Origin of the sequence: Vibrio sp. V15_P4S5T153 (assembly GCF_963874485.1) — a bacterium.
Lineage (GTDB): Bacteria > Pseudomonadota > Gammaproteobacteria > Enterobacterales > Vibrionaceae > Vibrio > Vibrio anguillarum.
The window spans coordinates 626,171-639,631 of the sequence record NZ_CAWNHR010000017.1 but is presented as its reverse complement, the minus strand read 5'-3'; the positions used below and the strand labels follow the sequence as shown (position 1 = coordinate 639,631).

At 37.2% G+C, this 13,461-nt stretch carries 11 protein-coding genes; all 11 read left to right on the top strand.

The window, feature by feature from the left end; all coding sequences use genetic code 11:
- The first annotated feature begins 1 nt into the window (after position 1).
- The 11 genes from AACT42_RS13665 (at position 2) to AACT42_RS13615 (ending at position 13,417) form a co-directional block, all read left to right on the top strand.
- Positions 2 to 1,372: a type 4b pilus protein PilO2 gene (locus AACT42_RS13665; RefSeq protein WP_094132889.1), complete on the top strand. Its 1,371-nt coding sequence runs from the start codon at positions 2 to 4 to the stop codon at positions 1,370 to 1,372.
- A 98-nt stretch (positions 1,373 to 1,470) separates the two neighbouring features.
- Positions 1,471 to 2,196 carry a hypothetical protein gene (locus AACT42_RS13660; protein ID WP_094132890.1) on the top strand — a complete coding sequence of 242 codons (726 nt, stop codon included), beginning with the start codon at positions 1,471 to 1,473 and terminating at the stop codon, positions 2,194 to 2,196.
- Between the two features lie 122 nt (positions 2,197 to 2,318).
- Positions 2,319 to 4,352, top strand: a complete 2,034-nt coding sequence (locus AACT42_RS13655) for a GspE/PulE family protein (RefSeq protein WP_094132892.1) — start codon at positions 2,319 to 2,321, stop codon at positions 4,350 to 4,352.
- Positions 4,353 to 4,363: 11 nt separating this feature from the next.
- Positions 4,364 to 5,437, top strand: a complete 1,074-nt coding sequence (locus tag AACT42_RS13650) for a type II secretion system F family protein (protein WP_094132894.1) — start codon at positions 4,364 to 4,366, stop codon at positions 5,435 to 5,437.
- Between the two features lie 181 nt (positions 5,438 to 5,618).
- Positions 5,619 to 6,167: a type 4 pilus major pilin gene (locus tag AACT42_RS13645; RefSeq protein WP_094132896.1), complete on the top strand. Its 549-nt coding sequence runs from the start codon at positions 5,619 to 5,621 to the stop codon at positions 6,165 to 6,167.
- A 143-nt stretch (positions 6,168 to 6,310) separates the two neighbouring features.
- Positions 6,311 to 7,336, top strand: coding sequence for an ATPase, T2SS/T4P/T4SS family (locus AACT42_RS13640; protein ID WP_094182871.1), 1,026 nt, complete (start codon positions 6,311 to 6,313; stop codon positions 7,334 to 7,336).
- 68 nt (positions 7,337 to 7,404) lie between these two features.
- Positions 7,405 to 9,093, top strand: coding sequence for a type IV pilin protein (locus AACT42_RS13635; protein WP_094132757.1), 1,689 nt, complete (start codon positions 7,405 to 7,407; stop codon positions 9,091 to 9,093).
- Between the two features lie 111 nt (positions 9,094 to 9,204).
- Entirely contained in the window at positions 9,205 to 10,407 is a 1,203-nt protein-coding gene (locus AACT42_RS13630; protein WP_020331548.1) for a radical SAM protein, read from the top strand.
- Positions 10,407 to 11,504, top strand: coding sequence for a radical SAM/SPASM domain-containing protein (locus AACT42_RS13625; protein ID WP_094132755.1), 1,098 nt, complete (start codon positions 10,407 to 10,409; stop codon positions 11,502 to 11,504). Before AACT42_RS13630 ends, AACT42_RS13625 begins: the two co-directional genes overlap by 1 nt.
- Before the next feature lie 5 nt (positions 11,505 to 11,509).
- Positions 11,510 to 12,601 carry a radical SAM protein gene (locus tag AACT42_RS13620; RefSeq protein ID WP_094132753.1) on the top strand — a complete coding sequence of 364 codons (1,092 nt, stop codon included), beginning with the start codon at positions 11,510 to 11,512 and terminating at the stop codon, positions 12,599 to 12,601.
- A gap of 57 nt (positions 12,602 to 12,658) precedes the next feature.
- Positions 12,659 to 13,417, top strand: coding sequence for a hypothetical protein (locus AACT42_RS13615; RefSeq protein ID WP_094132751.1), 759 nt, complete (start codon positions 12,659 to 12,661; stop codon positions 13,415 to 13,417).
- The last annotated feature ends 44 nt before the right edge of the window (positions 13,418 to 13,461 follow it).

Sequence of the window (13,461 nt, the reverse complement as noted above, 5' to 3'; positions counted from 1 at the left end):
TGTGGTAAATAAAGCAAAAATTAACGGGGTAGAGTTTGGTTTTGGCTTGGTCTGGGAGGATTTAAACTCCCAGAAAACTAAAGCTCAAATCCAAAGCATCTTAGATGTGAACTCCTGTAAGTTTGGAGTTCACAAAAAAGATAAAGATAACCCTGACGAACAGCAGTTGGGCTACACCAACTTAAAAGAGCTGAAAGGCACGTTGTCTGCCGCTTATGTATTAGCAAGCATCAGTAAAGAAATCACTGTTATTGAAAAGATAAGTGAAGAAGATTTTTGGATCTGTGGTGTTAATGAAGGCAAAATTATTTCAACTACAGATGTAGTAGTTGCTCAGCATGATTTAGCAGACCACGTTGAAAACCTTAAAGGTACTTACTCTGACATTGAAATCCCATTCGAAATTACTTGTTCGGAAGAAGTTGCTGAAATAATCAGTGAGATGGGCGTAGAAGTTTCAATTGAAGAATACGAATCATTTGAGTCCAAATTACAAGAGTTTGATTTAAGCAAGTCTTTCAGTAAGCAAGCCAGAATTACATCACTAAAAGGCGTTCCTGTTCTAGGTATTGTTCTTGGGTTTGTTCTTGTTGGCGCTGGCGCTGTAGCTTATAGCTTAACTTCACCTCAAACAATAATCGCAGAAGCTGAATGGACTGCACCAGTCATAAAAGAAGCTAAAATCTCGATTAAATCTCAAGAAGATATAGTCAGAGAGATAAAGGCAGCCGCATATGCTGAGGAAGTAAAGTGGTTGACTGAAGACTTTAGACAGCAAGATCCTGTTGAAGTAATTAACTCATTCATTGATATTCAACGAAGAGTGCCAATGTTTATTGGTGGTTGGGAAGTTCAAAGCATCTCCTACGAGCGACAAAAAGGTAATTTAATTACTGTTGAGCTTCAAAGAGGACCGCTAGGAACGCCAGTAACACTTAGAGAGTCTCTGTTGAATTACCATTCTGTGCATATTGTAGATGGTGGAAATAAGGCAACAATTTCTTTTGATATGCACGATATTAAACGCTCAGAGAGAATAACTGATATTGTATCGTACATTAGAGACCACAAGTATAAAGACGTTGAAATCATTCATGATTCACACTTTATGGGGTACAAGTGGGGTGTTGTTAAGTATGACTTCTCACTAAGACGCGAACCAATTGCAGGCATTGCGAATCCAGAAGAGGCAAAAGTTGCGCTGCTTAAAAATGAAGGTAAGTTTATCAATATTGTTGGGAACAGACCTTATAAGCTTGCTGAGCTAAATAATGTATTAGAACGTTCAAGAACAACTCTAATTGAAACATTAACTATGTCGAGAAAAGATGATAGTGAATGGCAAGTTCAACTTTTAACATACACTAAATAATAAAAAGCTGCCTAAAGCGGCAGCTTTTTTAACTAAATAAATTCCAAAACGTGTGGCTCTCTGATATATTCAAGAATAAAAAATAACAGGTTAATAAAATGGAAAATACACAATTTAAAAAAGTCTTTTTAAGCTTGGCAATAGCAGGGCTTGTTTCAGCAAGTGGTGCTGCATATGCAAATTCTGTTGAAGTAAAAGGTGCAGAATCAAATGATGTTGTAAGCAAACTTCTAAACGTTGAAAACATTCAAGAAATTGAACAAAATGTTGATAAAGACGCTAAGAACAGAAGCTCTGAGCTAATTTACGACTCTAAGAAAAGTATCGATAACTCAAACAAACTGTCAAGTTTGCAAGAGGAAGCTGAACTTCTTGAAGCTCAAATAAAAGTTACTGAAAAACAAAGTATTTTGAATGAGAAGAAAGAAGCGTCTAAATTGAAAGCTGAAATTGAGAAAAACAAAAAGCTTACAGAAGAAATTTCGCAACTTAACGCATTAATTTCTGAGCTTGAAGACCAAAATGACAGTTTGAAATCTTCACTTTCAGCTTCTGAGCAAAGGGTTTATGCTCTTGAGCAGGCAGCTAAGAAAAAAGAGGCTGGAGAAGACTTCTTTGCTAAGGTATCAGTAAACCGACTTTACGGAATCAATAACAATCTAAAAGCTGATCTTGTATACGATAATCACATTATCACGAGAAAAGAAGGGCAGGAGATTACTAATGGTCTAATACTGACAAAAATCAATGAGGATAATATTGTTGTTAAAAAAGGAACAATAAGCAAAACAATCTTCATCTCAGTTTACGACAAAGACAATTAATAAAGTCAAAAGTAAAAAATAACAAGAGCTGAGCTTGCAAGAGCGAAGCTCTTGTTGTTTTTTTGTCTACTATGATATAACATTATCGTCAATGAATAATAAAAAAAATTGAGAAATAATAAATGAGCTTAGTTAATAAGATTCAGAGCTTATTGAATTCTGAGATAAGTTTTAAGGGTAATGCTAAAAAGCAACCTGTAAAACAATCGAATTCTAAAAGTAATGAAAAAATAAAGAAAAAAAGAGAAGTTAAGACTATTCGTACACTAGAGAATGTTCCTTCCTTTAGAAGAATTATTTCTCTTGGCGATGATAATGTCATTCCTGAAGATCAAAAAGAATCTATCATTCAGTTTACTCAAAAACTGAAGCAGGACTATATTGTATTAGATATTAGTAAACCAGGGGCTGGTGAAAAGAGAGCGGCTATCTTATCTTCAATTGAGATCTCAAACTCAATTGGTGTAGATAACAACTATCTTGGCATAAGAAAAAAATGTCTTGATAAAGGATACAGAAGTGTTGCAAAAGAATATGCTTCTCGTGAAATTATCCAGCTTCTTTATACAAAGAACACTAAAAAGAAAAGCGATGACAGCGTAAGTGATGATGATGGTGCTTTGGTTAAGAAGTTCGATGATATGCTTATCGAAGCTGTTGAAAATGAAGTATCAGATTTACACATTGAAGTTGAAGGTGACGATTCACTAGTAAGACACCGTATAAATGGTCAGCTTAAAAATGTAGATACTTGGGATTCAGTTCATGCTTTAAAGATGGCTCAGGTTATATACACCGTAGTAGCGGAAGAGAAAGATGTAACATTTAACCCTTCCGAACAGCAGGCTGCAATCATTAACAGAGAGCTTTTAGTTCCTGGCGAAGGTAATATCCGAGTTCGTGTTCGCCTAAATACAATCCCAGCATATCCAAGCGGGTTTAACGTAGTGATGCGTATTCTTAAGATGGGTAAAGCGGGAACGAAGCTTACTTTTGACATGCTCGGATACTCATTCGATCAGATCGAAGGTATTAAAGAGTCAATCGCTAAGCCTGTTGGTTGCACAATTATCAGTGGAACAACAGGTTCAGGTAAATCGACTTCGCTTTCAGTGATGTTGACTAGGCTCGTAAATGAGAACTTGGATGTTGCGAGAACATCATGTTCCATCAAAATAATTACCGTTGAAGACCCTCCAGAATATGAAGTTCCGCATGTTACACAGTCGCCTGTGGTTCGCTCAAAATCGAAAGATGAGAACCCATTCAGTGCAGCAATCAAGGCGGCAATGCGTTGCGACCCAGACGTGCTCATGGTTGGGGAAGTGAGGGATGAACACTCAGCAGAGCTACTTGTACACGCTGTGCAATCAGGACACCAAGCATTTACAACAGTTCACGCTCCAAGTGCTCTAGGAATCGTGCCAAGACTTAGAAGTTTGGGTGTATCCAATGATGTTCTTGGTAATGATGAGTTTATCGCTGGATTAGTATACCAGGCTCTACTCCCTGTTCTTTGTAATGAATGTAAGGTTTCAATGGAAACATACGTGAACAAAGTAAAAGGTGGTGAGTATTTTGTTGAAGACAAATTCGGCTTTGAACAGCTAATTGAGCGTTTAGACAAAATCACAATGCCAGAAGAGAAAAATAATATTTTCTTTAAAAATCCATGTGGATGTTCTGAATGTGATAAAACGGGCATTTCTGGTCGTACCGTAGCTGCCGAAGTTATCGTGCCTGATCTGTTCATGATTGATTGTTTCTTTGAAGGAAATGATACAAAGGCAAAAGAACACTATAAGAAAAAAGGTGGTGAGTTTGCACTTGATCATGGAATAACTAAGATGCTCGATGGAAGAGCGGATCCTAGAGATGTTGAGAAGAAACTTGGTCGTGTAACAGGTGCTGTTCGTTTATCTAAGATTGAAAGCTTAAAAAATGGCTCGGCTGAACTCGAAAATCCAGTATTGAATACAGAATCTGATCTGTTTAACATTGAAGATTCAGGTTCTGCTGAAAATGTCAGTAAAGGAACTACAGTTATTTCATTAACAAATAAAAAAGGCGGTTTAAGCAGTAAGCTTAAAAATCCTAAATTAAATCAAAATAATGAAGTAGACGAAAGCGAACAAAATAATAATGAAATTGAATAAAGGCATTAAAAATGGCAGATAATAAATTAAACTCTTTTGAGAGAAAGTTTGCAAAAATGCAATTCGGACTGAAAGTCCGAATTGACCTCTATAAAAAAATATCATCATTCATAAAAAATGGCGTTCCAGTGAATGACATTGTTCAAGAGCTGGAAACACAGTATCTTAGGTATAATAAGAGCGATATCAGAGCTACAATTCTAGGTGATATACGCACTAACATGTCTAAAGGTGAATCGTTTGGTGAGGCATTAGCTCACTGGGTTCCACCTAGTGAAGCAATGATTATTCAGGGTGGTGAAAAGTCAGGTAATATTAGTCAGTCTTTTCATAATGCAATTAAAATTACCGAATCAGCATCTCGCATGAAATCTACAATCATTGGTGAGATTTCATACCCTTCGGTTCTATTGATGATGCTTAGTGGTTTAATCTACATGTTCTCGACCCAAGCCATACCTGAACTAACATCAGTATTGCCACCAGAAAACTGGCCTCCAGTCTCCCAGAAGCTATATCACATGTCTAAGTTTGTGGAAGAAAAGTGGTGGTTGGTAGTAGCTGTATTCTTTACGTTTGTAATCGTATCTTTTAAATCTTTAGGTTCAATGACGGGAACGTTGAGAAACATACTAAACAAAGTACCACCTTGGTCAATATACAAGACATTCCAAAGTTCTGTTTTCCTGATTTCCACATCAGCGATGATGAGTACAGGTACGCCGATATTTGAGGCGATGAGCAGATTAAAAAAGATGTCACCCAAATATGTTGCAAATGAAATTGATAAAATTCTAAAAGAAGTCGATAGCGGTACGCAAATTGGTGATGCAATGAATAGTGGGTTCTTAGATCGTGATACGGGTATCGATGTATCTATCTATGGTAAAGTCGCGAACTTGCAAGAAGCACTTGATAGCATTGGTAGTGACGCTATTGAAAACGGCATTGAAAAAATTAAAGGTGTCGCTGGATTACTTAAGAACCTTGTCCTATTTGGTGTTGCTTCTTACATCGGTTGGGTATATTACGCTTTCTATACACTAACTCAAGCAATCGGTAATAGCGTTTCAGCCGCAATGTAAAAAGTGTAGAAATTAAATAGTTTAACGAATAAAAAGTGGTTGTATTTTGAATTTTGTGTGGTAATCTTTCACTAAATAAAAATAATAAATAGCTTACTTCGAAAAAAATTAAATAATAATAAGGTAAGCTAAACCATTAACTCATAAAAAATAATCAAAAAAATAAACAAGGAATAATAATATGAAGATACGTTCTTTGAGCAAAAATCGTCAGATTAAGTCTAGACGAGGCGCTACGCTCCTCGAACTGACAATGGTAGTTGGTATCATCGCTATCATCTCTATCGCGGCTATTGCTTACTACAACAGCGTAAACAACGGTAACAAGATCAAAGATGAAATTAACAACCTAAACAGTTTGTCTGCTACGATTCGCAACATGTTCAATACTCAAGGTAGTTACGAAGGCTTAAGCAACGCAGTAGTACTGAAAAGCTCAACCTTCCCTGATCGTATGCGTGTTCCAAATAACAAGACTCAGATCAAGCATAGCTGGCTATCAAACGGTGTAACTGTTGCATCTGCTACAGTATCAGGCACTGCTCACGATGGTTTCACTATCACTTACAAAGATGTACCTAATGATGCATGTACCGACATCGTATCTAACACTTACCGTCACTTTGTGAAGTTAGAAGCTGGTAACGGTGCTATCTCAAACCTTGGTGATGTGGCTGGTTCTTGTAACTCTGGTAGTGACAAGAACACAATCATATTCACAACTCGTTAATTCGAAATTGTGTTTAAAAAAGAGAGGCTTGCCCTCTCTTTTTTTTATTTCCGATATTAATTTGCGAATCAAAGAAAACTTTACTGTTTTAATTTTAAATGTTATAAAGCGGTAAGAAAATAATAATATCAAAGGTAAATAAAGTGGATAGTGATTATTACGGAGTTGGTGAGGATTACTCGAACTTCAAGGATATGATTGTTATTGTTGATAATTTGGAATTGAGTCACTTTTCACCATCAACAAGAATAGCATATAACTCCTGTGACAAGGTAAACGGCTTAATTTCTCACACCATTGAAAAATATAAGATAAACAAAGAAATAAACAGAAAAGACTTTCGAGTTGAATTTGATAATTATGTTTATCGTGGAACCATCATGTCTTCTATTCGTGGAGATCACGTTCTTCTTAGGAGAATGCCAAAAGAGGTTTGGCCTCTGAAACAGTGCTTCTCTTCTCTAAGTACAAACATGTCCAAGGCGTTATATAAACATCTAACAGAAGCTCGTCTTAATATGGGTGGTATTATCATTGTTTGTGGTAATCCTGGTAATGGTAAGTCAACAACTTCCGCCTCCATTGTTAAAGAGCGCTTGGAAATACATGGTGGTCACTGTAATACCATTGAAGATCCATGTGAAATGCCGCTTCATGGTAAAATTGGCGAGTCTGGTTATTGCATCCAGAGAGAAGTTAGTGGAAGTGAATCCTTCGAAGATGCTCTCCGCGACACTTTAAGAGGATATCCTACAGCGAGTAACAACATTCTTCTTTTGGGTGAAGTGAGAGATCCAACAGTAGCGGAACAAGCGGTAAGATCTGCAATTGATGGTCGTTTAGTAATAACAACATTCCACTCGGCGGGAATCATTGAGGCTATAAAGCGTTTGCTTAATCTATCAGCAGATAAGTTAGGAATGTCAGAAGCTTCAGATCTTCTCGCATCAAGCTTGAGGGTTGCCATACACCAAAAGATAATCGGTAACACACTTAAAGTGACTTCGCTATTTGATACTGATGCAGTTGTAGGTGCAATACGCGACCAAACATCTAATGTGTCTCTAGAGCATTTACAAACTGAAATTCTTAATCAAGCTAAAAAAATTAACGATGGCATACCAATTCTTACAAGAAGTAAGAATGGAAAATCTAAATTAGGCAGATAGTAAACTCAAATGGTGCTTCTTGTCGGGGCATCATTTATAATTAAATAAAAAATAAGTGATGAATACCCATGAAAATTAAGAAATTAAAGAATCAGCGAGGGTATACACTGATGGAGTTGATGCTAGTGATAGCAATCATGACGCTTATATCCATTGGTGTGATGCAAGACAGAATGGCAGAAGCTTCTCAGCTAAGAGCAAAAACTCTTGGTAAAGAAATTGCTACTGTTGCAACAGCCCTACAATCATACACTGGCTACTACTCTGGTTCAGATGGCGCTCCAGGCGCTCCTGTGACAGGTACAGTTCGTACTGGTATAAACTTCTTGAAGTCAAACACCTGTTCCTCAGCAGAGACAACGAGCAAGGGTGCTATACCTGTTGGATTCCTCGGTGACTGCGGATACCTTTCGCATACTACGACCTCAACAAGAGACCAAAGAACAACTTTTGGAAACTTGTCGTTTAAAACAACTTTTAAACGCACTGCGGCAGGCGCTGGCAATCCAGGAACAGTTTTAGAGGCTATAACGGTTCTTGACCCTCTAAAAGGTCATAATGGCGTAATGATGTCTGAATCTGGTTTGGCTGCTTTAGTTGCTGGTGGTATGTCTTCTACTTCTGTTGGCGCTGGTGGTGAAGCTGGCTATCGCGTAGTCTACTGTGTACCTGGTGGTAGAGGCGATGCTTCATACAACAGAATGTGTACTGGTAATGCTGATAAGATCGTGATTATGACCACTACTGATGCAACAGCTAACATTTGGTTGAGAACTGATGGTCGAAATACTATGAATAACTTAATTACTTTCGGTGAGACAGTTAACTCTGCACTGCGCGGCTTAGTAAACATCAACAAGTTAGTTCTTCCAAGAGGCGGTCAGAAATTAACTATCGAACAAGACAGCAAAGTATTTGTTGATATCGATAAGAGTAAGTTTGACGTTATTGATGCAAACCTTACTGTAAAAGGTACTGGTTACATCAAATCAGAAACTTCAGTGGTTGCTAAAAACTCTGTTCAGTCAAAAGTGTACTTACCATTCCTTGGTGATGGCAACGAGAAATCCACAACAAGCAACTACCGTGTTCAAATTGATGGCAAGTCAGAAATGAAGAGCGTAGGTTTGAATGGTATTTATCTTGGTACAACCGCAGGCTCTAGAGCAGAAAACAATGGTATTAGTTCTATCACTGCTGAAAATAACACATCTATGAAGATACGATCTAACTCTGTTGGATTTGAGCAAATATCTGGCGCTGATGTTGCTCTAAAGGGAATGGTGAACGTTTCTCAATTGGGTGTAGAGCTTGATAACGGTACGCATAAATCCTTATCTCAATTACTCCCACGATACACATTACTGGGTGTGCAAAAAATCGTAGGTAACGGTTCGGACTATGTTAATAAATCGACATATGAACTGCTTGGCTGTCGTACACAAGATATGAAACCAATTCTTGTCGTGAGTGGTATGAACGTTCAGGGATTCTTGGCAACAGACTCATCATGGAAAGGTTTTGATGCACCTTATGTCGGTGGTAGTCAAAGGGCGTATGCGATCAAGGATCCTACACGCTTCATTACATACGGTGAAAACATTGCATATGTAACAGACCACGGCTCATCATGGACAGCAGTCATCGATGGTTATTCTCGCGGTGCTAACCACAGTAAAAAAGGTTGGGCGCAAAGACGTTATGGTGCTGGCTTGTTACATGTTTACTGTCTAAATGACATAAAGAAAACCCTTTAATAAATAAGGGAATAAATAATCAAGTTACTGAGAAGTAACTTGATTTTTTTTGTCTTATTGGGTACTGTTATAAATAATTAAGAAAATAAAAAAGTAATTAGGAAGCAATAAATGATTAACACGATAATCGCAAAGCCTACAAAAGACTGTAATGCTGATTGCGCTTACTGCTCAAGCCCTCCTGATATGGATGGACATTGGACGTTTGAAAGATTTAAGACAATTTTCGATCTAATCTCGCCAAAGCTTGCAGAATCTGCCGTATGGATTTGGCATGGTGGCGAACCGATGCTTTTAGGCGACAAGTTTTACATTCAGTGCTGGGATTACGTAAAAGAATATAATGCTAAGGAAAACAAAAATATTAAGTTTTCTATGCAGTCGAACATCCTACTTTATTCAAAAAAATGGAAGCCTGTATTCAGGGATGTTATGAAGGGTTCTGTTTCTACTTCGTTTGATCCTGACATGACGTACAGAACACTAAAGGGTTCAACAGAAAAGTACGCTGAACAATTTTATAAAAAGCTTGATGCCGTATTAAATGATGGTTTCAACCCGATGGTAGTATCTACCTATAGTGAAGAATCAGCTCACTTAGGCATGGAGCTGTATGAGAAAAGTTTAAATAGCGAAAATCAATTTCACTTACGGTTTAACTATCGTTACCCAGCAGGTCGTGCTAACAATGATGGTAACGGGTTAATCCATCCACAAACTTACGGTAAGATGCTAATTGAGCTTTATGACCGTTGGTTAAAAGATACTCCTTCATTCTCAATTACACCATTAGATCAAATGTTGGATTTAACTGTTGGTGGAGACAATCAGCGTTGTCCTTGGATTCGCGGGTGTAACGGAAAGTTTTTAGGTATTGAGCCAAATGGCGATCTTTACAACTGCGCTGACTTTGCAGATTTGAAAGACGAGAAATTTAAATTTGGTAACGTGTTTTCAACAACAGTCAAAAACAATGTGAATTTTGACATTAAAGTTAGAAAATCAGATTTTGCAGACAAAATATTTAGATCACCTGCGTCACGTTCTCATGCGAGAAGAGTAAGCAAGCTACCTATGGACTGTAAAACCTGTCGTCACTTCCATGAATGTCAGGGTGGTTGTATGAGAGATGCTGAATTGTATAACAGAGGATTGGGCGGAAAGTTCTTCTACTGTGAATCTTGGATGATGGTTTTTGACCGAATTAAAGAATCTGTGCTTAGCGGTGAAGCTGATGGAATCCTAGTTCGATTAGGCTATGACCCAGAGCACTCTAAAAATGTTGTGTCTAACAAAGTAGGGCAGATTTTATAATGAAAGTTCTTTCTGTTTATGTAAAACCAACAAACTTCTGCAACATAGATTGTGACCATTGCTACTTGCCCGAAGAAGTTCGGGCTAATAAGAAAACAATTTCTTTTGATGAGCTTCGTAAGGCATACGGCTTTGTGAAAGACGTTGCTATACGTGAAAACTTCGATGATGTTCACTTCATCTGGCATGGTGGTGAACCAATGATGCTTGAACCAGAATGGTACGAAGAAGCACATAGAATTGCAGATGAGGTTTTTGGTGAAAGGCAATACGGTACAAGCATTCAAACATCACTAATCAGATATTCAAGCAAGTGGAATAATTTGATTAATGATAGATGGGAGTCGTTTGTTGGATCTTCAATCGATTTTTCTTCAAGAACTATTCGCAGCTCAACAGATTCTTACATCGACTTATGGATGAAGCGAGTAAATAAGGCAAGAGAGGCTGGCATTACAGTTATTCCAGGCTTTGTTCCATCAAAAAACGAAATTGGTAAAGAGAAAGAAATTGTATCTTGGTTTATAGAAAATGGATTTGAAGCATTTAACTTTGAGCGATATACAAATTTCTTGAATAAGCCTGATTTCAACTACCCATCAAATAAAGAACACTCATTGTTTATGATTAGTTTGTTTGATGAGCTAATGCGAATGATGGAAGAGGACGGATCTGCTCCTGACGTGAAGCCGATATATGCCGCAATCCGAGGCGTGAAAGATAAGGTATCTGGAGATAGATGGGGAACTAACTGTCAAAGTAGCTTTATTATAATTGAGCCAAATGGTGATATTAACACCTGTCCAGACAGATCAAGTGTAGAAAAGCCATTTTCAAATTTCAAAGATGGCGCTGATGCTTTTTTAAACTCTAAAAGCAGAAGAAAATGGATTAGAATGTCCGTAGTAAAACACAAAGGTGAACATTGCTTAAATTGCGAGTACAATACTTGGTGTAAATCAGGATGTCCTATTAATCCGAATAAACCATTTGACCCTAAAGTTGCAGACTGTTCTGGGCATAAATTATTTTTGAATCACGTAAAGCAATTTTTAAATTCTGAAAAGGGTGAAATTGCTGTCAAATACATAAGTTAAAATCAATGAGCAATCAAACTAATAAAGATAATAAAGATTACTTCGACCACCTCATATACATGCGTGTATATGAGGGGTGCAATCTTCATTGTAAGCACTGTTTTATCCCTGCAAATCCCAAAAAAATGTCTATAGACAAAGTGAAAGAGGTTAGAGATTCACTTAAAGGGGTTGCGAAACCTGGCGATGTTTTACTATTTCAATGGCACGGTGGTGAGCCTACTGCCAGAGGTGTGAGATTTTTTAAAGAAGCTTTGGAGCTTATTAATGAACTAAGTGATACATACGTTATAAAGCACGGCATTCAAACTAACTTAATCAATTACAATGAAAAGTGGAGAGATATCTATCTCGAATACTTTGGTGGAAGGATCGGAGTAAGTTGGGATGCAAAAATACGATTAATGAAGAAAGAAGATCCTGACTCGAATGCTGAGTATGAAAGAATTTTCTTCCAAAATCTGGAACAGTTAATTTCAGATGGTGTAGAGCCATGCATTGTAGTAACTGGCACTAAGACGCTTTTTGAAATATTGAGTAAGCCAAAGGATTTTTTCCAATTCTTCATAGAGAAAGGTGTGAAAGAAATACACATCGAAAAGCTAACCAAGACTGGCAATGCAATTAATAACTGGAATGAGTTAGGGCTTACCCACTTAGAATATGCGCAATACATGAGCAAGCTCTTGAAATATTATGTAAGAATTAAAAATTCAGATCTTGATTTTTACGCCTCACCATTTGACGGATATATTGATTCTGTTGCCAGTATGGATACTCCTAAACCTAAAGGTTATGGCTGCAACTCAGGGAAATGTGATACTGCATTTCATACTGTTGATTCAAATGGTTATACAGCGGGATGTACGGCTCTTACAACAAATGAGCAATCTTCAAGTTCTAATAATGTTTCTTTCAATAAAAAAATTATAGTTAGAAGAAAAGAAAAGACTCTAAATTGTTTTGATTGTGAATTTAAGTCGATCTGCAATAGTGGTTGTGCGACTGAAAAAACCTTCGATGGTTCTGGAGGATGCTCGGGTGGATATTTAATTTATAAAGCAGCCAAAGATGTTATTGCAAAAGGATTGGTTTGACTTTTTAGTTAGATAACGATTTAATAGAAAAAAGTTGTAAATTAAAGGCTAATAAAAATGAAATTATCAGAATTGCATGAATATATTGCAGAACAAAAAGAAGAAGGGAACCCAGTTACCCATATCTACGGCATAGAAGTAGATGATTATGTTCATGAAATCCCAGAAGGTGTTGTTGAAATCGGCTTGCTAGCTAAAATGAATGAAGATGGCGACGATTTAGATGATGACCTTGCTGACGTTATCACCAGATATTACAAAGACGCAAAATTAAAAGTAATTCTTGAAGTGCCATTTGGCTTAGAGCATGATGTGAATGAGTTGGTAACAAACATGCAGCTTCTAAACTACGACATTTCAATCTTGCTTCCAGGTTCAGACAAAATGAATGATCCAGAAGCTTGGGATGAGTTTTATGAGCTGAATAAAGAATATCTTGAGTGCTTATTCCTTAACCCAAAAGTGAAAAATCAGATCTATCCAGTAAGCAGCTACTTCCAATACCTACTTATGGAATGCAATAACCATATCCCAGAAACAATGGCTACAGATGATTACATCAATGCTCGATTCGTTGAGGGTGTAAATGTCGAATTAATGGATAAGATGAAATATAAGCTTCGTGAAGATATCAACGAACAATTTGAGCCTTTTGGTGGTCTTGAAACATACGCAAGAACTCTAAACGTAGCACTAGCCAAATTGATTGCTAATAAAGCTGAAGAGCATATGCAGCTTCAGAATGAATCGGTGGCTTGTGAAAGCTCAGATAATGAAGATAATAGCGAATCTGAGTCTGAATCTAAATCTGATTGATACAATTGATAAAAATGAGAAAAAATCATTTAATATCACGAATA